This is a genomic window from Micromonospora sp. NPDC049891 (assembly GCF_040660295.1).
In the GTDB taxonomy this organism is placed as follows: Bacteria; Actinomycetota; Actinomycetes; order Mycobacteriales; family Micromonosporaceae; genus Micromonospora.
Genome location: NZ_JBFAML010000010.1, coordinates 1 through 23,942, shown reverse-complemented (window position 1 = coordinate 23,942; position 23,942 = coordinate 1). Strand labels below are relative to the sequence as shown.

Annotated in this window: 22 protein-coding genes; 14 read left to right on the top strand and 8 right to left on the bottom strand. The window is 71.4% G+C overall.

All coding sequences use genetic code 11. The features are described 5' to 3' along the window. Window positions 1-47: 47 nt before the first annotated feature. The 4 genes from AB0I71_RS14940 to AB0I71_RS14925 all read left to right on the top strand — a co-directional run bounded on the left by AB0I71_RS14940 (window position 48) and on the right by AB0I71_RS14925 (window position 4,939). Window positions 48-1,652: an ABC-F family ATP-binding cassette domain-containing protein gene (locus AB0I71_RS14940; RefSeq protein WP_357584760.1), complete on the top strand. Its 1,605-nt coding sequence runs from the start codon at window positions 48-50 to the stop codon at window positions 1,650-1,652. 146 nt (window positions 1,653-1,798) lie between these two features. Further along, a complete protein-coding gene (locus tag AB0I71_RS14935; protein ID WP_007072022.1) occupies window positions 1,799-2,026 on the top strand; it encodes a helix-turn-helix domain-containing protein in 228 nt (75 codons plus the stop codon). Between the two features lie 58 nt (window positions 2,027-2,084). Further along, a complete protein-coding gene (locus AB0I71_RS14930; protein WP_357584758.1) occupies window positions 2,085-2,852 on the top strand; it encodes an enoyl-CoA hydratase/isomerase family protein in 768 nt (255 codons plus the stop codon). 110 nt (window positions 2,853-2,962) lie between these two features. Continuing rightward, window positions 2,963-4,939, top strand: coding sequence for an ABC transporter ATP-binding protein (locus AB0I71_RS14925; RefSeq protein WP_357585245.1), 1,977 nt, complete (start codon window positions 2,963-2,965; stop codon window positions 4,937-4,939). Window positions 4,940-4,975: 36 nt separating this feature from the next. Here AB0I71_RS14925 and mug read toward each other — a convergent pair whose 3' ends face one another. From mug to AB0I71_RS14895, 6 genes are all read right to left on the bottom strand, one after another. Beyond that, the gene (gene mug / locus AB0I71_RS14920) at window positions 4,976-5,497 is read right to left on the bottom strand and encodes a G/U mismatch-specific DNA glycosylase (protein ID WP_357585243.1); all 522 of its coding nucleotides are present in this window, start codon (window positions 5,495-5,497) and stop codon (window positions 4,976-4,978) included. Between the two features lie 119 nt (window positions 5,498-5,616). After that, the gene (locus tag AB0I71_RS14915; protein WP_357584756.1) at window positions 5,617-6,378 is read right to left on the bottom strand and encodes an SDR family oxidoreductase; all 762 of its coding nucleotides are present in this window, start codon (window positions 6,376-6,378) and stop codon (window positions 5,617-5,619) included. A gap of 63 nt (window positions 6,379-6,441) precedes the next feature. Next, on the bottom strand, window positions 6,442-6,855 hold the full coding sequence (locus AB0I71_RS14910) for a hypothetical protein (RefSeq protein WP_357585241.1): 414 nt from the start codon (window positions 6,853-6,855) through the stop codon (window positions 6,442-6,444). Between the two features lie 83 nt (window positions 6,856-6,938). After that, window positions 6,939-7,757: a DUF692 domain-containing protein gene (locus AB0I71_RS14905; RefSeq protein ID WP_357584754.1), complete on the bottom strand. Its 819-nt coding sequence runs from the start codon at window positions 7,755-7,757 to the stop codon at window positions 6,939-6,941. Further along, on the bottom strand, window positions 7,754-8,686 hold the full coding sequence (locus AB0I71_RS14900; protein WP_357584752.1) for a TIGR04222 domain-containing membrane protein: 933 nt from the start codon (window positions 8,684-8,686) through the stop codon (window positions 7,754-7,756). Before AB0I71_RS14900 ends, AB0I71_RS14905 begins: the two co-directional genes overlap by 4 nt. A gap of 103 nt (window positions 8,687-8,789) precedes the next feature. Continuing rightward, window positions 8,790-9,362, bottom strand: coding sequence for a helix-turn-helix domain-containing protein (locus tag AB0I71_RS14895; protein ID WP_357584750.1), 573 nt, complete (start codon window positions 9,360-9,362; stop codon window positions 8,790-8,792). A 157-nt stretch (window positions 9,363-9,519) separates the two neighbouring features. Between AB0I71_RS14895 and AB0I71_RS14890 the strand changes: the two genes are divergently transcribed. Together AB0I71_RS14890 and AB0I71_RS14885 are read left to right on the top strand one after the other, a co-directional pair. Further along, a complete protein-coding gene (locus tag AB0I71_RS14890) occupies window positions 9,520-10,164 on the top strand; it encodes an HAD family hydrolase (protein ID WP_357584748.1) in 645 nt (214 codons plus the stop codon). A gap of 217 nt (window positions 10,165-10,381) precedes the next feature. Continuing rightward, complete coding sequence (locus AB0I71_RS14885) at window positions 10,382-11,314, top strand: RIO1 family regulatory kinase/ATPase (protein ID WP_357584746.1); 933 nt, start codon at window positions 10,382-10,384, stop codon at window positions 11,312-11,314. Window positions 11,315-11,444: 130 nt separating this feature from the next. On the opposite strand, the gene AB0I71_RS14880 is transcribed toward AB0I71_RS14885, so the two are convergent. Continuing rightward, window positions 11,445-11,693: a DUF2630 family protein gene (locus AB0I71_RS14880; RefSeq protein WP_357584744.1), complete on the bottom strand. Its 249-nt coding sequence runs from the start codon at window positions 11,691-11,693 to the stop codon at window positions 11,445-11,447. 500 nt (window positions 11,694-12,193) lie between these two features. Between AB0I71_RS14880 and AB0I71_RS14875 the strand changes: the two genes are divergently transcribed. From AB0I71_RS14875 to AB0I71_RS14845, 7 genes are all read left to right on the top strand, one after another. Continuing rightward, window positions 12,194-13,561, top strand: a complete 1,368-nt coding sequence (locus tag AB0I71_RS14875) for a cytochrome P450 (protein ID WP_357584742.1) — start codon at window positions 12,194-12,196, stop codon at window positions 13,559-13,561. Between the two features lie 41 nt (window positions 13,562-13,602). Continuing rightward, entirely contained in the window at window positions 13,603-14,460 is an 858-nt protein-coding gene (locus AB0I71_RS14870; protein ID WP_357585239.1) for a terpene synthase family protein, read from the top strand. Further along, the gene (locus AB0I71_RS14865; protein ID WP_357584740.1) at window positions 14,457-16,097 is read left to right on the top strand and encodes a prenyltransferase/squalene oxidase repeat-containing protein; all 1,641 of its coding nucleotides are present in this window, start codon (window positions 14,457-14,459) and stop codon (window positions 16,095-16,097) included. Before AB0I71_RS14870 ends, AB0I71_RS14865 begins: the two co-directional genes overlap by 4 nt. Window positions 16,098-16,190: 93 nt before the next feature. Further along, on the top strand, window positions 16,191-18,794 hold the full coding sequence (locus AB0I71_RS14860; protein WP_357584738.1) for a nitrate- and nitrite sensing domain-containing protein: 2,604 nt from the start codon (window positions 16,191-16,193) through the stop codon (window positions 18,792-18,794). An 87-nt stretch (window positions 18,795-18,881) separates the two neighbouring features. Next, a complete protein-coding gene (locus AB0I71_RS14855; RefSeq protein WP_341716732.1) occupies window positions 18,882-19,304 on the top strand; it encodes a roadblock/LC7 domain-containing protein in 423 nt (140 codons plus the stop codon). 5 nt (window positions 19,305-19,309) lie between these two features. After that, window positions 19,310-19,696, top strand: a complete 387-nt coding sequence (locus AB0I71_RS14850) for a DUF742 domain-containing protein (protein WP_357584735.1) — start codon at window positions 19,310-19,312, stop codon at window positions 19,694-19,696. Continuing rightward, window positions 19,677-20,276: an ATP/GTP-binding protein gene (locus AB0I71_RS14845; RefSeq protein WP_357584733.1), complete on the top strand. Its 600-nt coding sequence runs from the start codon at window positions 19,677-19,679 to the stop codon at window positions 20,274-20,276. The genes AB0I71_RS14850 and AB0I71_RS14845 overlap by 20 nt, the downstream gene beginning before the upstream one ends. A 64-nt stretch (window positions 20,277-20,340) precedes the next feature. On the opposite strand, the gene AB0I71_RS14840 is transcribed toward AB0I71_RS14845, so the two are convergent. Next, window positions 20,341-23,196 (bottom strand): aconitate hydratase, encoded by a 2,856-nt coding sequence (locus tag AB0I71_RS14840; protein WP_357584731.1) that lies wholly within the window; start codon window positions 23,194-23,196, stop codon window positions 20,341-20,343. A 157-nt stretch (window positions 23,197-23,353) separates the two neighbouring features. On the opposite strand from AB0I71_RS14840, the gene AB0I71_RS14835 reads away from it, so the two are divergent. After that, on the top strand, window positions 23,354-23,713 hold the full coding sequence (locus AB0I71_RS14835) for a VOC family protein (protein ID WP_357584729.1): 360 nt from the start codon (window positions 23,354-23,356) through the stop codon (window positions 23,711-23,713). Window positions 23,714-23,942: the final 229 nt, after the last annotated feature.

Genomic DNA, 23,942 nt, shown 5'->3' with positions numbered 1-23,942 from the left:
GTGTGCCCTGAGTCAGCCCTTCGGATCCCGAAAGCGAGTACCCCGAAATGATCTCTGCCACCGGCCTGGAACTGCGCGCCGGAGCCCGGATCCTGCTGTCCGACACCACGCTGCGGGTGCAGCCCGGTGACCGGATCGGCCTGGTCGGGCGCAACGGCGCCGGCAAGACCACCACCCTCAAGGTGCTCGCCGGTGAGGGCCAGCCGTACGCCGGGCAGGTCGACAGGCGTAGCGCCGTCGGCTACCTCCCGCAGGACCCGCGTACCGGTGACCTGGACGTCACCGGACGCGACCGGGTGCTCTCCGCCCGGGGCCTGGACGCGCTGATGGCCGGAATGAAGGAACTGGAGGCGCAGCTCGCCGAGGATGGCGACGAACGCCTGGTGCGCCGCTACGGCGCACTGGAGGACCAGTTCGCCGCGCTCGGTGGGTACGCGGCGGAGGCCGAGGCGGCCCGCATCTGCGCCAACCTGGGGCTGCCCGACCGGGCCCTGGCCCAGACCATCGGCACCCTCTCCGGCGGTCAGCGTCGCCGCATCGAGCTGGCCCGGATCCTGTTCCGGGACGCGGGCGAGAACGGTGGCGGGATCCTGCTGCTGGACGAGCCCACGAACCACCTGGACGCCGACTCGATCACCTGGTTGCGGGGTTTCCTCGCCAACCACAAGGGCGGGTTGATCGTGATCTCCCACGATGGGGATCTGCTGGAGTCGGTGGTCAACAAGGTGTGGTTCCTGGACGCCACCCGCAGCGTGGTCGACGTCTACAACCTGGGCTGGAAGGCGTACCTGGAGGCGCGGGAGACCGATGAGCGTCGCCGCCGCCGGGAGCGGGCCAACGCCGAGAAGAAGGCCGGCGCACTGATGGCCCAGGCCGACAAGATGCGGGCCAAGGCCACCAAGACGGTCGCCGCGCAGAACATGGCCCGTCGCGCCGAACGGTTGATGTCCGGCCTGGAGGAGGTCCGCGTCGCCGACAAGGTGGCAAAGGTGCGTTTCCCCGCGCCCGCGCCGTGCGGCAAGACCCCGCTGACCGCGACCGGCCTGTCCAAGTCGTACGGCTCGTTGGAGATCTTCACCGACGTGAACGTGGCGGTGGACCGAGGTTCCCGGGTGGCCATCCTCGGGCTCAACGGTGCCGGCAAGACCACCCTGCTGCGGATGCTCGGCGGCCTGCTGGAGCCGGACACCGGCGAGGTGCGCCCCGGTCACGGTCTGCGACTGGGTTACTACGCTCAGGAGCACGAGACGCTTGATGTGGAGCGGACCGTGCTGGAGAACATGCGGGCCGCGGCGGTCGAGCAGACCGACACCGAGCTGCGGAAGATCCTGGGCGCCTTCCTGTTCTCCGGCGAGGACGTCGACAAGCCCGCCGGGGTCCTCTCCGGCGGGGAGAAGACCCGGTTGGCCCTGTCCACGCTCGTCTGCTCCGGTGCCAACGTGCTGCTGCTCGACGAGCCGACCAACAACCTGGACCCGGTCAGCCGGGAGCAGGTGCTCGACGCCATCGCCCGCTACCCGGGTGCGATCGTGCTGGTCACGCACGATCCGGGCGCGGTCCTCGCGCTCAAGCCGGACCGGGCGATCCTGCTGCCCGACGGCGACGAGGACGCCTGGAGTGACGACCTGCTGGAACTGGTCGAGCTGGCCTGAGCCGCCGGCGGCGTCACCTATCGGGAAGCTGACATTGCATAGCGTGTCGGTTGGCGAATAGTTGATATCTGGCGCATGATCGTTCGAGACGGTCTAATAGGTGGGACCGTATCCGAACCGCACAGTCTGGGACGTGAGGACACAGCATGGCAGCCACTGGCACAGCCACCAGCACTGAGAAGGGTCGCCGGATCGTCGGAGCCGAGCGTCAGACGCTCGCGAAGGACCTCGTCAAGCGGTACACCGGGGGCGAGAGCATCCGGGCGCTCGCGGCCTCGACCGGGCGATCGTACGGGTTCATCCACCGCGTGCTCACCGAGTCCGGGGTGCAGCTGCGGCAGCGCGGCGGCGCCCGGCGTCGCAAGAAGGCGTGACCCGCCCGTCAGCGTCGTCCAGCAGCACCGCCACCACCACCGCGACCCGGGCCGCCCGGTGACCGCCGAGGCGACCGGGGTCCGGCTGGAATGCGACGGGCCGGTCGCCACGGTCACCCTGTGCCGGCCCGACGTGCTCAACGCGCAGACCCCGGCGATGTGGCGCGCGATGAGCGACTTCTCCCGGGAGCTTCCCGGTGACGTGCGCGTGGTCGTGGTACGCGGCGAGGGCCGAGCCTTCTCCGCCGGCCTCGACCTGTCGGTGGCCGGTGCCTCCGGGCCCGGCTCCTTCGCCGAGCTGACCACCCTGCCCGAGCAGGAGTGCGCCGACAAGATCGCCGAGTACCAGGGCGGGTTCACCTGGCTGCACCGTCCGGACGTCATCTCGATCGCCGCCGTCCAGGGGCACGCCATCGGGGCCGGCTTTCAACTCGCGCTCGCCTGCGACCTGCGGGTGCTGGCCGAGGACGCGAAGTTCTCGATGGCCGAGGTGACCTTGGGGCTGGTCCCTGACCTGGCCGGCACCAAGCGCCTGGTCGAGTTGGTCGGTTACGCCCGCGCGCTGGAGATCTGCGCGACCGGCCGGCGGATGGACGCCGCCGAGGCCGACCGGATCGGACTGGCCACCCTCGTGGTTCCCGGCGCGGAGTTGGACGACGCGGTGCGTGACCTGACCGCTGGGCTGCTCGCCCACAACCGGGACGCCGTCGTCGAGATCAAGGCACTGCTCGCCGGAGCTGTCGGTCGCACCCACGCCGAGCAGCAGCGCGCCGAGCGGGAGGCGCAGACGCGACGGCTGCGGGACCTCGCCGGCCGGGGAGAATAGTAAGGACCGCTCGGGAAGATCCGGGTTACGTGCGTGGTTGTCGTAGGCATCGGGAGAATTGACCCGACGGCGTACGACGTCCTGATCCGGAGGTGAGCGTGTCCAACCCGATGGCCGCTGGCGGCATGGGCGGTTGGAGCATGCTCCGGTCGATGCGCAGCCAGGACGACATCTCCGCGCACCGGCTGAAGCGCGGTGTCGCCCGCCGGATCGTGGCCTTCGCCCACCCTTACCGACGCGACATCGTCGTCTTCCTGCTGACCGTGATCGTCGCCGCGGTGATCGGGGTGGCGACACCGCTGCTGGCCGGCGACGTGATCGACGCGATCACCCGGGGCGGTTCCGAGGCCGGGGCGTTGGTGATCCGGCTGGCCATGTTCATCGCCGCGCTCGCGGTCGCCGACGCTCTCCTGTCGCTGGCCCAACGGTGGTATTCGGCCCGCATCGGCGAGGGCATCATCCTCGACCTGCGTACCCGCGTCTACGACCACGTGCAGCGGATGCCGTTGCAGTTCTTCACCCGTACCCAGACCGGTGCGCTTGTCAGTCGGCTCAACAACGACGTGATGGGCGCCCAGCGGGCTTTCACCTCGACGCTGTCGGGCGTGGTCAGCAATGTGATCCAGCTGGTCCTCACCGCCGCGGTGATGCTCACCCTGTCCTGGCAGATCACGGCGCTCTCCCTGGTGCTGCTGCCGGTCTTCATCATCCCGGCGCGCCGGGTGGGCCGGCGGCTGGCCGAGATCACCCGCGAGTCGTACGACCTCGACGCCAAGATGAACGCGACGATGACCGAGCGGTTCGGGGTCGCCGGCGCGCTGCTGGTGAAGCTCTTCGGCCGACCGGACGCGGAGGCGGCCCGTTTCGCCGCCCGGGCCGAACGGGTCCGCGACATCGGCATCACCTCCGCGATGTATTCGCGGACCTTCTTCGTGGCCATGCTGCTGGTGGCCTCGCTGGCCCAGGCCCTGACCTACGGCCTCGGTGGCTGGCTCGCGGTCAGCGGCCAGGTCAGCGCCGGCACCGTGGTGACCCTCGCGCTGCTGCTCACCCGCCTCTACGGCCCGCTGACCGCGCTGAGCAACGTCCGGGTGGACGTGATGAGCGCGCTTGTCTCGTTCGACCGCGTCTTCGAGGTACTCGACCTGCAACCGGGCATCAAGGAACGGCCCGACGCGGTGCGGGTTCCCCAGGGGGCGGGCAGCGTCGAGTTCCGTGACGTCCGGTTCCGCTACCCGAGCGCCGCGGAGATCTCCCTCGCGTCGCTGGAGGAGGTCGCCGCGCTGGACCGTACGGTCAACGAACCGGTGCTCAAGGGCGTCTCCTTCAGCGTGGAGCCGGGGCAGATGGTGGCGCTGGTCGGGCCGTCAGGTGCCGGCAAGTCCACGCTGTCCATGCTGATCTCCCGCATCTACGACGTCACCGACGGGCAGGTGCTGGTCGGCGGCGTCGACGTCCGCGACGCCCGGCTCGACTCGCTGCGCGACGAGATCGGCGTGGTCACCCAGGATTCGCACCTGTTCCACGAGACCATCGCGGAGAACCTGCGCTACGCCAAGCCGGAGGCCACCGACGACGAGCTGTGGGCGGCCCTGGCGGGGGCACAGGTCGCCGATCTGGTCAGGTCGCTGCCCGACGGGCTCGACACCACCGTCGGCGAGCGCGGCTACCGCTTCTCCGGCGGCGAGAAGCAGCGCATCGCCATCGCCAGGTTGCTGCTCAAGGCGCCGTCGATCGTGATCCTCGACGAGGCGACCGCCCACCTGGATTCGGAGAGCGAGGCGGCGGTGCAACGGGCGCTGTCGGTGGCGCTGACCGGGCGTACCGCCCTGGTGATCGCCCACCGGCTCTCCACCGTCCGGGACGCCGACCAGATCCTGGTCCTCGACGACGGTCGCATCGTGGAGCGGGGCCGGCACGACGAGCTGGTCGCTGTCGGCGGTCTCTACGCCGAGCTGTACCGCACCCAGTTCGCGGTGGCCGACTCGCCCACTCCGTACGCCGACGCCACCGGTCCGGAGCCGGTGGTCATCCCGTCCCGGGAGTACATCGCCGACGAGGCCATGCCTCCCGCCGCCGCCAACTGAGGGCTGCTGGTCCAGACCGACAGCCGGCCCGCCGGTTCACCCGAGGGTCGCCGAGTGGAGTTCGGCGAAGGCGGCACCGAGGGTCTGCGGGGTGTAGTGGGCGTTCAGGCCGCTGGGGTTGGGCAGCACCCACAGCCGGGCGTCGGCCAACTGCTCCGGTTGTGGCCCGAAACCCGCCTTCGGTCGCGCGAAGCCGACCCGGTACGCGGTGACCCCGACCACCGCGACCCAGCGTGGCCGGTACCGGGCCACCTTGTCGGTGAGCTGTCGCGCGCCGTCGACCAGTTCAGCGGCGGTCAGCTCGTCGGCGCGGGCGCTGGCCCGGGCCACCATGTTCGTTATGCCGAGCCCGAGTGCCGGCAGGTGGTCCTGCTCGCTGGGGTGCAGCAGCCGTGGGGTGAACCCGCCCCGGTGCAGGGCGGGCCAGAACCGGTTGCCGGGGCGGGCGAAGTGCCACCCGGTCGCCGCCGACCAGAGCCCGGGGTTGATTCCGACGAAGAGCACGTCGAGCCCGACGGCGACGACGTCCGGGATGGTCTTGTCGGCCGCTGCGGCCAGCTCCTCCCGGCTCGGGCGCGGGTACTGTCGTCGCCGCGGTTCCTCGCCGCCCGGTCGAGACGGGTTCGCCGACCTGCCGGAGGTGGCTCGCCGGTCGAGGCGGGGCGGCTGTCCGGCGGTCACAGGCCGCGCAGTGCGCCGCCGTCGACCGGGACGGTGACGCCGGTGAGGTAGCTGGCTGCGGGGGAGAGCACGAAGGCGGCGACCCGACCGAACTCGGCTGGTTCACCGATGCGGCGCAGCGGGATGCCGGCCTCCGCCTCGGCGCGGGCCTGTGCGGGGTCGCCGGTGGCGGCGAAGAGTTCCCGGTTGCGGTCGGTCAGGATTCGTCCCGGCAACAGGCCGACCACCCGCACGCCACGCGGGCCGTACTCGTCGGCGACATCCTTGGCCACGCCGGCAAGACCTGGTCGTAGGCCGTTGGAGATGCCCAACCCGGGTACCGGCCCGCGGGCCGAGGTGGAGAGCACCAGCGCGATGGCACCGCCTTCGGGCAGCGCGGCGGCGACCGTTCGTACCGTGCGGACGCTGCCGAGGAAGACTGTCTCGAAGGACTGCCGCCACTGTTCGTCGTCGACCGACGCGGCGCTGCCGGCGGGCGGTCCGCCGACGGAGACCAGGGCACCGTCGATGCGGCCGAAGTGACGCTGCGCGGTCGTCAGCAGCCGTTCGGGTGTCGCCGGGTCCGCCAGGTCGGCGGTGACGCCGACGGCCCGGTCGGGTCCGCCGAGGCCGGCCACGGCGGCCTCCACCGCGTCGGTATGCCGGGCGGAGAGCACCACCCGGGCGCCGTCGGCCACCAGGCACTGCGCGGTGGCGTAACCAAGTCCACGGGAGGCGCCGGTGAGCACGTACACCCGATCGGTAAGTCCGAGATCCATGGCGACGATCCTGCCCCAGCCCGCCCGGCGGGAAACAGCCCCGGTGTGGTGCCGGAGCGCGGTTCAGGGACGAGCTGGGCGCAGCAGGCGTACCCGCCCGGCGACCTGGACGGCGATGGCGCCGCCGGCTCGTCCGAGGGCGGGGGAGCGGCGGCGGCGCGGTGCGCGGTGCCCGTCGTAGCGGAACTCCGCCTCCCGGACGGCCAGTTCCTCCGCGCCCAGCGGCGGCAGGGCGGCGCGGGTGCGCAGCGCGCGGGCCAGATCCCAGCCGTCGCGGAACCCGCCGCCGCCGGGTCGGCCGGCCGCCCATTCGCTGAACGCCGTGGGCCAGGCGGGGCCGAGCCCGGCGGCGAGCAGCGGCCAGTGCCGGGCGACCTCGCCGGCCCGCTTGCGCAGCAGCGCGGCGCGGGCGGCGGCCAGCGGGCCGGGTGCGAAGCCGGGCGGCGGCGGACCGTCGGCGACCAGGGCCGCGACCAGCTCCGCCTGCCGCGCGGCGAGCGATCCGACTGGCGTCGCGGCCGGCGGTTCGGTCGGGCCGGCAGGCCCAGCCCCGGCCGGCGTCACGTCACCACCGGGAAGCCGCAGGCGACGGCGACGGCGTCCAGTTCGGTACGAAGCTCGGCCGCCGCCGGGTAGTGCCCGTCGCGCTCCAGCAGCGCCGCCGGTGGGCGGTGCCGGGCGCACAGCTCGGTGAGCAGCTCCAACACCTCCCGCCCGATCGGGTCGGTGTGCGTGTCGTGGTAGAAGCCGCCGCGCTCGGCGCCGCCCGCGACGTGCAGGTAAGCCACCCGTTCCAGGGGCAGCCGGTCCAGCAGCGCGACCGGGTCGGTGCCCCGGTTGCGGGCGTTGGCGTACACGTTGGCGACGTCGAGCAGCAGCAGCGCTCCGGTGCGTTCCAGGATCTCGTTGAGGAACGCCGCCTCGTCGAGTTCGTCGTCCGGCCAGTCGAACAGGGCGGCGATCGGCTCAAGCGCGATCGGCACCGGCAGGTCCGCCTGGGCGCGGGCGATGTTGGCGCAGACCGCGTCGACCGCCTCGTGGGTGCGCGGTAGCGGCAGCAGGTGGCCCGCCTCCAGACCACCGGCCCGGACGAAGGCGATGTGCTCGCTGACCAGGGGAGCCGCCAGTAGCTGTGCGACCGCCGCCAGGTGGGCGACCCGGGCCGGGTCGACCGGTTCCGCGCCGCCGAGGGAGAGCCGCACGCCGTGGGGTACGACTGTGACGCCGCGTTCGCGTAGCTCGACCAGGTCGTCCGGTGGCGGCCCGGCGGTCGGCACCGACTCGGCGATCACCTCGACGAAGCGAAGGCCGGGCAGTTCGGCGACGAATCCGGCGATCTCCGGGCGCCAGCCGATGCCCACGCCGTGCGGGGCGGTCATCCGCCGCAGCCTCCGCCGCCGCAGCCTCCGCCACCACCACCACCACCGCAGCTGCTGCCACCACCGCAGCCGCTGGCGCCTGCGGTGCTGCCACCGCCACATCCTCCGGTGGAACTCGCGCCGCCAGCCGCGACGTGGCGTTGGATCTGCGCCTGCTGGGCGAAGGCCGGATCGAGTGCCCAGAGCGACGCGGTGCCGTAGAGGGCCACCGCCATGCCCGCTCCCGCCGCTCCATAGGTGGCGTACGCCGGGTTCGAGGCGGGTGCGAGGTGCCGGTTGCGCTGGCGCAGTGTCCGGAGCGCGGCCTCGGCTGCCCGGGTACGCCGGGGCACCCGGACGAGCAGCACGGTGGTCAGTGCGCCGAGGGCGAGGACGGTGAGCACCAGGTACCAGACCGGGCGGTCGTTGGCGAGCCCGGCGACGATCCGCACGACACCGAGCACCAACAGCGCGACCAGCAGCAGCGGACCGTGGCGCAGGGCGGCTCGCCGGTCCGGACCGAGCGCGAGACCGCGCTTGTCGAGCCCGTCGCGCAGCTCGGTGAGGGCGCGCTCGACCCACTCGGTGCGCCGCACGTCCCGGGCCGGGGTGCGCTGCGTCGCGGCGTAGTGGATGGCCCGGTCGAGGGGGGTGGCGGCGGACGGCAGCGGACCGTCGGCGGTCAGCCGGCGTTCCGGGTCGACGCCGATCGCGCCCTGGCTGCGCAGGGCGCCCAGCGAGGTCCAGACGGCGAAGTCCGCACCGCCGTTGAGGTAGGCGACCTGCTGCGGGTTCAGTTGGTCGGCGGGCGGGGCGGAACTGCCGCCCAGCAGTGTCCGACGGCGGATCAGCACGACGGCGACGGTGAGCACCGTGGCCACCAGGTAGAGCGTGATGAAGGTGGGACCGGGAACACCCCAGGTGTCGTAGTCGACCGCGAAACCCGTCATGGCCTGCTCCTGTCACGCGAGGGAACGCGGCTTCATTGTGGAGCGGCGATGCCAGCATCCGGCTGCCCGGACGGTCGAGTTATCTTCTCGTTACCTGACGAGGTCAGCGTCGGCGTACCGCTTCCTCGACCAGATCGAGCACCGCGCCCAGGTCCCCGGCCGGCCGGCCCATGGCCAGGTGCAGCACCAACCCGTCGTAGGCGAGTTCGAGGAAGCGGGCCAGTACGTCGATGGGGACGTCTTCGCGGAGCACGCCGGCCTCCCGTTGACGGGCCAGTCGGTCCCGGGTCGCCTCGGCGATGGCGGCCGACCGCTGGGCCCAGCGGGTGGCGAAGGCCGGGTCGGTACGCAGCCGCCGGGACACCTCCAGCTGGCTGCCGAGCCATCCGGTGGTGTCCGGGGAGACCGCCCGGGCGAGCAGGTCACGCATCACCTGGACGAGTCCGTTGCGGGCGACCGTCTCCACCATCGTCGCGGCGTCGTCCTCGGCGACGGCGAGGAAGAGGGAGTCCTTGTCCCGGAAGTGGTGGAAGATCGCTCCGCGGGAAAGGCCTGTGGCTTCCTCCAGGCGACGCACGGTCGCGCCCTCGTAGCCGTGCCGGGCGAAGCAGCCTCGCGCGGCGGCGAGGATCTCCTGTCGGCGGGCGTCGAGCTGGTCCTGGCTTACTCTGGGCACGTGTCGATCGTGTCAGCTCCCCCCTGCTGACGCAAACCGTACGTACGGCTTGGTTCAGTGCGGTCGGGGCCGCGCGCGTGACGGCTGTCCCCGCCCGACACCACCGCGTAACCTTCCGCCCTGTCGGCGAGGTACCCGATTCCCGTAAGGTGCCCGAGTGCCGCTGCTCCTGCTGGACCTGGACAACACCCTGCTCGACCGGGCCGGGCCGTTCCGCACCTGGGCAGAGCGCTTCCTCGACGGCATCGGAGCGCCACCGCACGATATCGAGTGGCTGCTGTCCATTGACGCTGACGGATTGACTGATCGCTGGGACGTGGCGGACGCGATCCGGGATCGCTACCGGTTGCGGATCCCCTCCATCGACCTGGTGGAGGAACTGCACGACGGGGTCGTCGAGTTCACCCGGCTGGACCCGCTGGTGGCGTGCGCCCTGCGGATCGCCGACGACGCCGGCTGGATGCCCGTCGTGGTGAGCAACGGCGCGGTTCGGCAGCAGGACGCCAAGATCCGCCGTACCGGGTTGGACCGCTACATCGCTGACTGGGTGATCTCCGAGGAGGCCGGGGTCAGCAAACCCAACCCTCGCATCTTCGCGCTCGCCGCGCAGCGGGCCAGGATGCCACTGCGCGGCGCCTGGGTGGTCGGGGACGGCCCGGAGGCGGACATCGGCGGCGCCACCGCCGTCGGTCTGCCCAGCATCTGGCTGCACCGGGGCCGTCCCTGGACCGACGCCCGGTTCGCGCCCACGGCGACGGTGGACACCGTGATCGCCGCCATCGCCGAAATCATGGGCGCCTGAGTCGCTGGGACTCGTTTCATCGGGCTCGCCCGGCGCAGCCGGGCCCGGCCCGAGGGCACGCGCCCTAATTCGGTTGACCGGGGCGGAACTGCCGACGAGCATGGTCCGCGCATCGTGCACCCCGGGCGCGCCCGGTCGAGGAGAGGGGGTTGGTCATGGCTGTCTTCGCCTGTCACTTCCTGCCTCCCCACACCTCGACAAAGGGATCACCAGCACGATGCGCGATCACGACTTTCCGGCGCCCGAGCGCCGTACCCGCGGCCGACGCCGCTTCGACGACGACGAACCGCAGTTCCTGAAGCGCGGCCGCCCGACCGGCCCCGCTCCTGCCGACACCGACGAGCCCGACCCGGAGACCGACGAGACGTGGTCCTCCTGGGACGGGGCGGTACACGGCCCATCGCCCCACCCGGAGTGGCTGGTCACCGAGCTGGCCGCGAAGGACACCGAACTCGGTGTGCTCAAGACCGGCAAGGAGGCCGACGTCCACCTGGTGCGCCGGGGTCTCCCCGGCACCGACCGGTCCTGCCTCCTGGCGGCGAAACGCTACCGGGACCCCCGGCACCGGCTCTTCCACCGCGACGCCGGGTACCTCGAAGGGCGCCGGGTGCGCCGCTCACGGGAGATGCGGGCGATGACCGGTCGGACGGCGTTCGGCCGGCAGATGATCGCCGGACAGTGGGCGGCGGCGGAGTTCGCCGCCCTGAGCCGGCTCTGGGAGATCGGTAACCGCTACGGCACGATCACCGTGCCGTACCCGGTGCAGCTGCGGGGCACCGAGCTGATGCTGGAGTTCCTCGGCGATGCCGACGAGGGAACGGCTGCGCCCCGGCTGGCCGAGCTGCGCCCCGCCCCGGCCGAGCTGCGTGAGCTGTGGGGGCAGTTGGTCGACGCACTTGTCGTCCTGGCCCGGGCCGGGTACGCGCACGGTGACCTGTCGCCGTACAACCTGCTGGTGCACGCGGGGCGACTGGCGTTGATCGACCTGCCGCAGGTGGTAGACGTGGTGGTGAACCCGCAGGGGCGGGAGTTCCTGGCCCGCGATGTTCGGATCGTCGCCCACTGGTTCGCCGCCCGGGGCCTGCCGGCGGACCTCGCGGACCCGACCGTGCTGACCGAACTGCTGTGCCGCGAGGCCGGCCTGGCCTGATCCGACGGGCTCCGGGTGGCGGCGACCGCCACCCGGAGCCCGTGCGCGGCTACCGGATCCTGCTCGACCTGACCGCGCGGCACCTGCCCAACCGGTATCCGACGGACCGCGAGGTGAGGCTGGGCGGGACCTACTGCAGATACCGCTCGACCTCGGACACGGGGCGGGCACCCTGGGCCTCGGGATCGCCATGGGCCTGCCGGGCGGCGCGGCGGCGGCGCAGCAGGTCCCAGCACTGGTCGAGGGATTCCTCCAGCTCACGCAGGCGGGTGCGGGCCTCGTCGTCGGTGCCCGTCTCGTGGGCCTGCGCCTGTGCGCGCAGCCGGTGCTCCTCGTCGACCAGGTCGGAGATCCGGCTCAGGATGGTGTTGTCGTCCATGTCTCTGAGCCTGGCACAGCGAGACCGACCGCGGCCCGCATTCCCGTCGGCGAATCCCACGGATGGGCGCTCCCGGTCGGGCGACCCGTCGGGCGCTCGCGGCCGTGCCGCTCGGCCTGCCGAGGTCGGTGGACCCGGCCGGCATGACGTAGATCACGCGACCGGCGGCGGGTGGGGTAGGGGCGCGGGCGAACATCGACGCCGTGGCCGCCACCTGCGGATCGTTGTTTCCGCCTGCGTGGGCGCTGGGCAGGCAGATCGTGTTTCGGGGTCGCTCCTCCGGCGCGGTGTCACCGTCGCCGAGGGCATCGAACCCGGTCGGCGCCGGGGCATCGGACGAGCCAGGTCTGTAGTGGACAGCGGGAATGTCGACCATGAAGATTTCTCGCCACGCGACTAGTGAGAATCGCTGGTGCAATGTCATGCTCATTGCAACCGTGGCAACTCGAAGAGTAATGCCCCGCACCCCTGGGGCCTTTCAGGTGGGAGCCGACCACGTCATGTCAGTCCAGAGCAGACAAGCGGGATCCGTACCCCTGCGACATGTGTTGCCGAACCTGCTGCGCGACCCCGCGCGTGCCCTGGTCGACTTCGGTGAGCGCTCCGGCGGCGAGGTCGTCCGGCTCAACCTCGGCTCGTTCCGTCCCTACCTGATCACCCACCCCGATCACCTCCAGCGCGTGCTGCGCGAGAAGTCCGACAACTACGTCCGGGCCGGCGACGGTCTACAGTGGCGTCCGCTCAAGCGGCTGTTCGGCGAAGGCATCCTGAGCGACGGTGAACACTGGACGAACAGTCGGCAGATTCTCCAGCCGCTGTTCACCGCCCGCCGCATCGACGGGCTGATCGACCGCCTCGCCGTGGCCATCGAGGACGCCATCGACGAGTTGGCGGAGCCGGCCCGTACCGGGCAACCGGTGGACATGGGCACCGCGCAGGCCCAGATCGTCTGCTCGGCCATCATGCGGGTCTTCTTCGCCGACCGGATCTCGGTACCGGACGCGATGCGGATCATGGAGGCGCAGGACGCCATCGCCACCTCCGTGATGCCCAGGATCATCGTGCCGTGGGCCCCACTTGCCGCACCCATGCCCGGCGACCGGGCATTCCGTCGCGCCGTGCGGCTCATCGACGATCTGCTGCTGCCGACCATCCGGGCGGCCCGCGACAGCGCGGAGAGCGACTCGGACGACATCATCGCGACCCTGTGGCGGGGACGGACCGAGGACGGCGGCCGGCTCGACGAACGCCAGGTACGCAACGACACGGTGGCCATGGTCGCCACCACCACCGAGACCACGATCAGCGTCCTCACCTGGCTCTGGCCGCACATCGAGCGGGACCCGACCGTCGCCACCCGACTCTACGAGGAGATCGACCGGGTGGTCGGCGACCAGCCGGTGCGCCGCGAACACCTGCGCGAACTGCGCTACACCCGCCAGGTGCTCGACGAACTGCTGCGGCTCTACCCGATCGGCTGGCTCTTCCCGCGAATGGCGGTCGAGGAGGACGTCGTGGGCGGGGTCCGGATACCGGCCGGCTCCACCCTCGTGGTCAGCCCGCTGATCACCCACCGGATGTCGCAGTTCTGGGACCGACCCGAGGTCTTCGACCCCGACCGGTTCAGCCCCGACCTGGTCCGCTCGCGACCCAAGTACGCGCACTTCCCGTTCGGCGGCGGACCGCACCAGTGCCTCGGAATGCACCTGTTCTACCTGGAAGCGACGCTGATCGTGGCCACCCTGCTGAGCCGGTTCCGGTTCCGGCTGCGACGCGCCGCCATCCCCGGCATCAAGGTGGCGGCGGCCCTGCGTCCGCTCGAACGCGTCGAGGTGACCCTGCGACCGGCGCAGAGCGTCGCGGCGTGAGCCCGCTGCCCGGATCGTCGTCGGCCACCGGCGACGATCAGATGAGCATGGCTGCCGAGCAGGGCCGTATCTGCGCCCTTGCCGCGAAGGGCCAACGTGACCTGGCGAAGGTCGCCGCCGCGTACCCCGAGCTGTTTCCCGTCCGGCCGTTCGACGCTGCGCTGTTCGGCAACGTGGCCATGGCCATCGCCTTCGGCGCCCCCTGGTGTGATCTCGACCAGCTACGCGTCACCAACCGGATGGTGCTGTGGGGTTTCGCCGTCGACTGGCTTGTCGACCACGAGGCCCGCTCCCGCGACGAAATCGACAAGCTGACGGCCCGATGCCTGGCGGTGGCCGACGGAGCCCGCCCCGAGGAGGGCGACCACCTCGGGGCCTTCCTCGCCGAGCTACGCGACGAGCTCGCCACGGCGCCGGCCTTCGCCACGCACCAGGATCGCTGGCGCGAGGAGATACGCACCGTCCTCACCGCGATGGCCCGGGAGTGGGACTGGAAACAGACCCCCGACCAGTTGCCCGACTTCGAGGACTACCTGGCCAACTCCGCCAACCTCGCCTGCACGGTGGTGAACGTCGGGCACTGGATCCACGTCGGCGACCCGGGGACGCTCAAACAGTTGGACCCGCTGCTCGCGGCCAGCGACCAGGTGCAGCGGATCCTGCGGCTGGTAAACGACCTCGGCACCTACGAGCGGGATCTGCGCTGGGGAGACCTCAACGCGTTGATGCTGGTACCCCGGGCCGACGTCGAACGGCGGATCGCCGACCTGGTGGCGCAGACCCGCCGGATGCTCGCACCGCTGCGCGAGAGCTGCCCGGTGGCCGCCGACTACCTGGCCCGGCAGATCGGCTTCAGCAGCGGCTTCTACCGCTCCACCGACTTCTGGGGTACGCCGTGACGGCCCCGACGGTCACCACCTCGGGCGCGTCGACGTCGGCCGTCGTCGACGCGGCGGCCGACCTGGTCGCGCAGCTCGAACGGGAACCACACGGACAGGTGAGCACCTCGGTGTACGAGACCGGCCGGCTCGTCGCCGACGCGCCGTGGCTCACCGGGCACGGACGGCGGCTGGCGTACCTGCTGGGGCAGCAGGGTGCCGACGGCGCCTGGGGTGGGGCCGGTGGCTACGCCCTGGTGCCGACGGCGAGCGCGGTGGAGGCGTTGCTGGCCGAACTGGTTCGGGCCGATCCGGCCGAGCCTGCCGGACTCACCCGGGCGGACCTGGCCGTGGCCGGCATTCGCGGGCTGATCGCCCTGGCCCGGCGACTCGACGCCGATGCGTCCATGCCGGACACCCCGGCGGCGGACCTGATCGTGCCGGCCCTGGCGGCCAGGATCGACGCCCACCTGGCCCGGCTGCACGACGGGAACGACCCGGCGGTGACCGGGGCGCCCCGCGCGCTGCCCAGGGTGGACCGACGGCGGCTCGACGCGGTCGGCGCGCTGCTCGGCACCGACCGGCCGGTGCCGGACAAGTTGTGGCACGCCTACGAGGTGCTGGGCCCGGCGGCCGCCGGCCGCACCGAGGTCGGACCGGTGGCCGGGGCGGTGGGCGCCTCACCGGCGGCCACGGCGGCCTGGCTGGGGCACCGTCCCTCGGTGGAGCAGGCCGCCCGGACGTATCTCGACGACGTGGTGGCCCGGCACGGTGGCCCGGTGCCCTGCTGCACCCCGATCACCGTCTTCGAGCGGTCCTGGACCCTGGCCACGCTGACCCGGGTGGGGCTGCCGGTCCGGCCGTCGCCGGGGCTGGTGGCCGAGTTGGCGGCCGCACTCGGGTCGCCCGGCGCGGCGACCGGCCCCGGGCTGCCCGCCGACGCCGACACCACCTCGGCGACGCTGTACGCCCTCGCCCGGCTGGGTCGTCCGGTGGATCCGGTCAGCCTGGTCCACTATGACCTGGGCAGCCACTTCTGCACCTGGCGAGGGGAAGACGGGCACTCGGTCACCACGAACGCGCACGTGCTGGAGGCGCTGGGCTGGCACGCCCGGCACACCCGGGACGGCGCCGGCCGGTACCGGGCCCGGGTGGCGGCGCTCGCGGGTTGGCTGTCCGACCAGCAACAGCCGGACGGGCACTGGGCGGACCGGTGGCACGCCTCGCCGTACTACGCCACCTGTTGCGTGGTGCTGGCCCTGGCCGGATACGCACCGCCCGGTACGGCAACCGACAGCCTCGACCGGGCAGTGGACTGGGTGTTGGCGACGCAGCGCGCCGACGGCGGCTGGGGACGCTGGTCGAGCACGGCCGAGGAGACCGCCTACGCGGTGCACATCCTGCTGGCCACGGGCCAGCGAAGCCGACCCGGGGTGCCAGTGGTCGTGCGCCGGGCACTGGCGCACCTGCCCGTCGACGCGACCGAATATCCTCCACTGTGGCACGACAAGGATCTCTACGCGCCGCTGGTCATCGTACGGTCGGCGGTGCTGGCGGCGCGGCGGCTGGCGCTCGGGGCCGCCGGACCGCCTTCGGACGGTGTACCTGCGGCGGGTGACCCGGGCCGACCAGGGCATGATCACGAGCGCTTGAGTTGATGCGGTGACGCTGTTAGGTTGCGCCGGGGTCGGTGTGCTGTGTGACGCACTCCTGACTGACCGATCAACTAGCTCAGGGCCAGGGACGGTGTAATGGGTTCCCGCAGTACGAATCTGCGTACCAAGGTAGTGGCCCTGTTGGCCTCGCTGGTGGCGCTCTGGGGCTTCACCGCCTGGGTCACCGTCCGGGATGGTGTCAACCTGCTCGGCGTGCAGGCGCTCGACGTGCAGGTGTTCGATCCCACCGAGCCGCTGCTGCTGCAGTTGCAGCTGGAACGGCGCACCTCGCTGGTCTATCTCGGACGCCCGGACGAGGCGCAGTTGGCGGAGCTGACGCGGCTGCGCGAGCGTACCGACCAGTTGGCCGCCGAGTTCGCCGAGTCGACCGACAACTGGCAGGTCGGTCTGCTCGGCAGTGACGCGCTGCACGACCGGATCGCTGAGTTGAAGCAGCAACTGGCTGCGCTGCCCGAGACGCGTACCGCCGTCGACGGGCGCAACATCGGCCGCAGCGACGCCGGTGGGGCGTTCACCGAGCTGATCGAGTCGATCTACGAGGTCTACGACGAACTCGGCAATCTCGACGACGACCAGGTCGCCGAGGACACCGCACAGCTGATCCGGCTCAACCGGGCCCGGGAACTGCTCTCCCAGGAGGACGCCCTGCTGGCCGGCGTGCTCGCCGCGGGCCGGATCACCCCGGTCGAGCGGGCCGAGTTCACCCGGGTCGTCGGTGCCCGACAGTTCGTCGCCGAACAGGCGATCGTCCGGCTGCCCGACGCCGACCAGCGCCGCTACGAGCAGATGGTCACCGGGGCGAACTTCCGGCGGCTCACCGATCTGGAAAACCAGATCATGACCGGCAACGGCACCTCCCGGGTGCCGTTCTCGACCTCGGAGTGGGCCGACACCACCGGCCCGGCGTTGATCGAGATCGGTGACGTGGTGCTGGCCGGCGGTGACGACATCGTCAAGAACGCCACGCCTGTCGCGATCGGGGTCATCGTGCGGCTGGTGCTCGCCGCCGGTCTCGGTCTGCTCGCGGTCATCGCCTCGGTGGTCGTCTCGATCACCACCGCACGGGCCCTGGTGCAGCAGCTGCAACGACTGCGCGACGCCGCGTTCCAACTCGCCAACGAACGGCTGCCGAGCGTGGTGGAGCGGCTCGGGCGCGGTGAGCAGGTGGACATCGCCAAGGAGGCGCCGCCGCTGCGCTTCGGCGACGACGAGATCGGCCAGGTGGGTCGGGCCTTCAACGTGGTGCAGGAGACCGCCGTCCGCACCGCTGTCGAACAGGCCGAGCTGCGCCGGGCCGTACGCGAGGTGTTCCTGAGCCTGGCCCGGCGTACCCAGGCCCTGGTGCACCGCCAGCTCACCCTGCTCGACTCGATGGAGCGGCGCGAGCAGGACGCCGAGGAGCTGGAAGACCTGTTCCGCGTCGACCACCTGGCCACCCGGATGCGCCGCAACGCGGAGAACCTGATCGTGCTCTCCGGCTCCACGCCCGGCCGGGCCTGGCGTCGCAGCGTCCCGATGGTGGACGTGGTCCGCGGCGCGGTCGGTGAGGTCGAGGACTACACCCGCGTCACAGTGCTTCCGATCGGCGGTGTTTCACTGGCCGGACGGGCCGTCGGTGACGTCATCCACCTGCTCGCCGAACTGATCGAGAACGGACTGTCGTTCTCCCCGCCGCACACGAGCGTCGAGGTGCGCGGACAACTTGTCGCCAACGGATTCGCCATCGAGATCGAGGACCGCGGTCTGGGCATGACCGAGGACGACCTCGCCGCCGCCAACCACCGCATCGTGGACCGTTCCGAGCTGAACCTCGCCGACGCGTCCCGGCTGGGCCTCTACGTGGTGAGCCGGTTGACCGACCGGCACGGCGTGCGGGTCCGGCTCAAGGAGTCCGCGTACGGCGGAACGACGGCCGTGGTGTTGATCCCGAGCAATCTGATCATCGTGGACGAGGCCGCGTCGAGCGTGACTGGAGGAAACCGGGCGGGCGCCCCGGCGCTGGCCGCCGGACCCGCCCCGACCGGACCGGCCGAGCGGGCTGCCGCACCGGTGGCCCTCGCCGCACCGACGGCTCCCACCGGACGGCCGACGGCCGAGCCCGACGCCGAGTCGCATGCCGCCGGTGCCGGTGGCGCGACCGGAACCGGCGGGCGGGCCCCGGCGGAGGTCCAGCTCGCTGCCGGTGACGGTGCCGACGGATCCGGGCTGCCGACCAGGTCGCGGCGCCGTCCAGGGCACTCCGCCGCCCTGGACGGACCGACCATCCCGATCGAACTGCCGGTCACCTCCGCGTCCGGCGACGGCATGCCGTGGCCGCCGCACCGGCCGGCGGAGCCGGGCCCCGGGACCGGTCCGGTCGCGGGCCAGCCGGCCGAGCCGCCGGTGAACCCGGCCGATCCGGGCGGCCCCACGGCTGCCGAGATCGAGCTGGACCGCACCGAGTCGGGCCTACCGGTCCGGGTACGCCAGGCGAGCCTGGCGCCGGCGCTGCGGGCCGAGCCCGAGGCGACGGAGGAGGGCGACGACGTGATCCGCGAGCCGGAACAGGTTCGGCGCATGATGAGTTCGTACCAGACCGGCACCCGGCGGGGACGCACCGACGCCGCACGGCTGCTCGGTACTGGCGGTCGGCCCGGGCACGACGATGAGTCCGATGACGCCGATCAACAGGCGACCTGACCGGGGTGCGTTGCCCGGCAAGCCGGGTGAGAACGGTCAGGCCCAAGTGAGCACGGCGATGAGCCGGGGGAGAAGAGGGACGACGAAGTGGCGCAGAAGACGGCTTCGAGTGCCGACCTGACGTGGTTGCTGGATGATCTGGTTGGCCGGGTCAAGCAGGCCGAGCACGCGGTCGCGCTGTCCGCCGACGGTCTGCTGATGGCCTCCTCGCAGGGGCTCAGCCGCGACGACGGTGAGCACCTGGCGGCGATGGCGGCCGGCATCCAGAGCCTGGCCCGTGGCGCCGGCAAGCGGTTCGGCGGCGGGCAGGTGCAGCAGACGATCATCGAGATGCAGTCGTCGTTCCTGTTCGTCACAGCCGCCGGCCGCAACGCCTGCCTGGCGGTGCTGGCCAGTGAGGACGCCGACGTCGGTCTGATCGCGTACGAGATGGCCATGCTGGTCACCCGGGTCGGCAAGTACGTCGCGTCGCCGTCACGGTCAGCCGAGCAGACCAACGGGGAGAAGTAACCCATATGACGGTGCAGGGAGATTCCGCCGACCACCAGTGGGTGGACGACCATGCTGGTCCGGTGGTTCGTCCGTACGCGGTGACCGGCGGCCGGGCCCGTCCGGTCACCGGCACGTTCGATCTGATCTCCCTGGTGACGGCCACCCGTAAGGACGTCTCTCCGGAGATCGGACTGGGCCCGGAGCACCTGGCGATCGTCGGCCTGTGCCAGCGGATGCAGTCCGTCGCCGAGATCGCGGCACACCTGGACCTGCCGGTAGGCACCGTACGGGTCCTGCTCGGCGATCTGGTGGCGCGCAACCTGGTACAGATCCGCGAGCCGCACACCACCGTCGGACTACCCGACCACAGCATCTTCGAGGCGGTTATCAATGGACTACGGGCACTCTGAGCGGCCGTCGGGTGCGGCCGCGCTGCCCACAGCGATCAAGATTCTGATCGCCGGCGGCTTCGGGGTGGGTAAGACCACGATGGTCGGTGCGGTAAGTGAGACGCGCCCGCTGCGGACCGAGGAGGTGCTCACCGAATCGGGCGTGGGCATCGACGACCTGGCCGGCGTGGAGACGAAGCGGACCACCACCGTCGCGATGGACTTCGGTCGCATCACCATCAGCGACGACCTGGTGCTGTACCTGTTCGGCACCCCGGGTCAGGACCGGTTCTGGTTCGTCTGGGACGAGCTGGCACTCGGCGCGATCGGCGCGGTGGTGCTGGCCGACACCCGTCGGCTGGCCGACTGCTTCCCCTCCATCGACTACTTCGAGGGTCGGGGGACACCGTTCCTCGTCGCGGTCAACTGCTTCGAAGGAGCCCGGCAGTACCGGCTCGACGAGGTGCAGGCGGCGCTGAACCTCGACCCGGAGGTGCCGGTGCTGCTCTGCGACGCCCGGCAGCGGGAGTCGGCCAAGGAGGTGCTCATCACGCTTGTGGAGCACGCCATGAAGATCCGGGACGCGCGTCGCGCCGAGTGACGGGGCGCCACCACACGACTGAGGGCTCCCACCCGCCGGGGTGGGAGCCCTCACGCCATTCCGGTCAGTTGGCGATCATGCGGCGCAGCACGTACTGCAGGATGCCGCCGTGCCGGTAGTAGTCCGCCTCGCCCGGGGTGTCGATCCGCACCACCGCGTCGAACTCCACGCCGCCGTCGGTGGTGACCTTCACCGTGCGCGGAGTGTCGCCGTCGTTGAGGGCGGTCACCCCGGTGATGGTGAACGTCTCGGTGCCGGTCAGCCCCAGCGAGTCGGCGTTCTCTCCGGTGGGGAACTGCAGCGGCAGCACGCCCATCCCGATCAGGTTGGAGCGGTGGATCCGCTCGTACGACTCGGCGATGACCGCCTGCACACCGAGCAGCATGGTGCCCTTGGCCGCCCAGTCCCGCGACGAGCCGGAGCCGTACTCCTTGCCGGCCAGGATGACAAGCGGCACGCCCGCCTCCTGGTAGGCCATGGAGGCGTCGTAGATCGAGCTCTGCTCCCCGGTCAGGTGGTTGACGGTGAAGCCGCCCTCCACCCCTGGGACCAGCTGGTTACGCAGCCGGATGTTGGCGAAGGTGCCCCGGATCATCACCTCGTGGTTGCCCCGGCGGGAGCCGTACGAGTTGAACTCGTGGCGGGGCACGCCGTGCTCGGCGAGGTACGTGCCGGCGGGGGAGTCGGCCTTGATGGAACCGGCCGGCGAGATGTGGTCGGTGGTCACCGAGTCGCCGAGCTTGGCCAGCACCCGGGCACCGGCGATGTCGGTCACCGGCTCCGGCTGCTGCTGCATGCCCTCGAAGTACGGGGGCTTGCGGACGTAGGTGGAGTCGCCGTCCCAGGCGAAGGTGTCCCCGGTCGGGGTCGGCAGGGACTGCCAGCGCTCGTCACCGGCGAAGACGTCGGCGTAGGCGGAGCTGAAGCCGGTGGCGCCGATCGCGGAGGCGATCACGTCCTGGATCTCGGCGGTGTTCGGCCAGATGTCGCGCAGGAAGACCGGGTTGCCCTCGCTGTCCTCACCGAGCGGCTCGTTGGCCAGGTCGATGTCCATCGTGCCGGCGAGGGCGTACGCCACCACCAGCGGCGGGGACGCCAGGTAGTTCATCTTCACGTCCGGGTTGATCCGGCCTTCGAAGTTGCGGTTGCCGGAGAGCACCGAGACGACCGCGAGGTCGGCCTCGTTCACCGCGGCGGAGATCTCCTCCGGCAGCGGGCCGGAGTTGCCGATGCAGGTGGTGCAGCCGTAGCCGACCAGGTGGAAGCCGAGCTTCTCCAGGTACGGCGTGAGACCGGCCCGCTCGTAGTAGTCCATGACGACCTTGGAGCCGGGCGCGAGGGTGGTCTTCACCCACGGCTTGCGGTTCAGGCCCTTGTCCACGGCGTTGCGGGCGAGCAGCGCAGCACCGATCATCACCTGCGGGTTCGAGGTGTTGGTGCAGGAGGTGATCGCGGCGATCACCACGGCACCGTGGTCCAGCTCGAACTCGGTGCCGTCGTCGCCGGTGACCCGGATCGGGTTGCTGGCCCGTCCGCCGGAGCCGACGGCGGCGTTGACCAGGTCGCGGGGCGCGTCAGCCGGGTCGTTGACACCGTTGGCGGGGGCGTCGCTGGCCGGGAACGACTCGGCGCTGGCCTCGTCGGCGTGGCCGGTCACACCGTACGGCTGCTCCTGCTGCGGCACGCCCGGCTTGCGGCCCGGGTCACCACCGGTCTCGTCGGCGGCCACGTAGTCGGTGAGCGCGGAGCGGAACAGGGTCTTGGCGTTGCCGAGCGGCACCCGGTCCTGCGGGCGCTTCGGTCCGGCGAGTGAGGGCTCGATCGTGCCGAGGTCGAGTTCCAGGTGCTCGGAGTAGACCGGCTCGTGGGCCGGGTCGTGCCAGAGGCCCTGCTCCCTGGCGTACGCCTCGACCAGGGCGACCTGCTGCGGGTCGCGGCCGGTCAGCTCCAGGTAGCGGACGGTCTCGGCGTCGATCGGGAAGATCGCGACGGTGGAGCCGTACTCCGGGGACATGTTGCCGATGGTGGCCCGGTTGGCCAGCGGCACCGCGCTCACACCGGGGCCGTAGAACTCGACGAACTTGCCGACCACGCCGTGCTTGCGCAGCATCTCGGTGATGGTGAGGACCAGGTCGGTGGCGGTGGTGCCGGCCGGCATCTCGCCGGAGAGCTTGAAGCCGACGACCCGCGGGATCAGCATGCTGACCGGCTGGCCCAGCATGGCGGCCTCGGCCTCGATGCCGCCGACGCCCCAGCCCAGCACGCCCAGGCCGTTGACCATCGTGGTGTGCGAGTCGGTGCCGACGACCGTGTCCGGGTACGCCTGGCCGCCGCGCTCCATCACCGTACGGGCCAGGTACTCGATGTTGACCTGGTGCACGATGCCGGTGCCCGGCGGGACCACCTTGAACTCGTTGAAGGCGCTCTGGCCCCAGCGCAGGAACTGGTAGCGCTCCTTGTTGCGCGCGTACTCCAGCTCCACATTGCGCTCGAAGGCGTCCTCGCGGCCGAACAGGTCGGCGATGACGGAGTGGTCGATGACCAGCTCGGCGGGGGCGAGGGGGTTCACCTTGGTCGGGTCGCCGCCGAGTTCGCGGACGGCCTCACGCATGGTGGCCAGGTCGACCACGCAGGGTACGCCGGTGAAGTCCTGCATCAGCACCCGTGCCGGGGTGAACTGGATCTCGACGTTCGGGTCCGCGGTCGGGTCCCACGCACCGAGCTGGCGGATGTGTTCGGCGGTGATGTTCGCGCCGTCCTCGGTCCGCAGCAGGTTCTCCAGCAGGATCTTCAGGCTGTAGGGGAGCCGTTCGTGGCCCTCCACCTGGCTGATCCTGAAAATCTCGTAGCTCGCGTCTCCGACGCGTAGCTGGGTCTTCGCACCGAAGGTGTCGAGGCTCGCCACGTCGTACTCCTTCACACCAGCGACCGTGAGTAGTCCTGAGCAGTCTTTCGCACCGGTCGGAGTGCCGCCGTGGTTAGGCAACACTTACCGCCGATTCTCGCCGTCAACAAAACCGTACGTCCGTCTTGCTATTCACGCAACCCGGTGTCATCGTGTGGACGGGAGGTGACACATGATCCACCACGTACAGCTCGCCTGCCCCCGGGGCTCGGAGGACCTGTCGCGGGCCTTCTACGTCGACATCCTCGGCCTCACCGAGCTGGCCAAGCCGCCAACCCTCGCGGCCCGCGGTGGTTGCTGGTTCCGTGGGTACGGTGCCGAACTGCACCTGGGCGTGGAAGACGACTTCCGCCCGGCGCGCAAGGCGCACCCCGCTCTGCTGCGGCCCGACCTCGACACCCTCGCCGCCCGGCTGGGCGCCGCGGGTTATCCGGTCACCTGGGGTGACGACGAACTGCCCGGGCTGCGCCGCTTCCACACCCACGACGCCCACGGCAACCGCCTGGAGTTCCTCACCCCGACCACCCACTGACCCTCACCACCCACCACCCCGAGCACCGTCGTGTCTGAGCGCCGGGGCGTGGCCAGGCAGCAACATCGGGGATGTTGCTGCCTGGCCCATGGCGTGACACAGCAACATCCCCGATGTTGTCGCATCCCCGGGGCGGGGGTGGGGTGGGGACGACGAAGGGCCGGCCCCGGTGGGGCCGGCCCGTGGGGGGGGTGGTTGGTCAGGAGGTGGCGCTGTAGGCGCGGGTGGC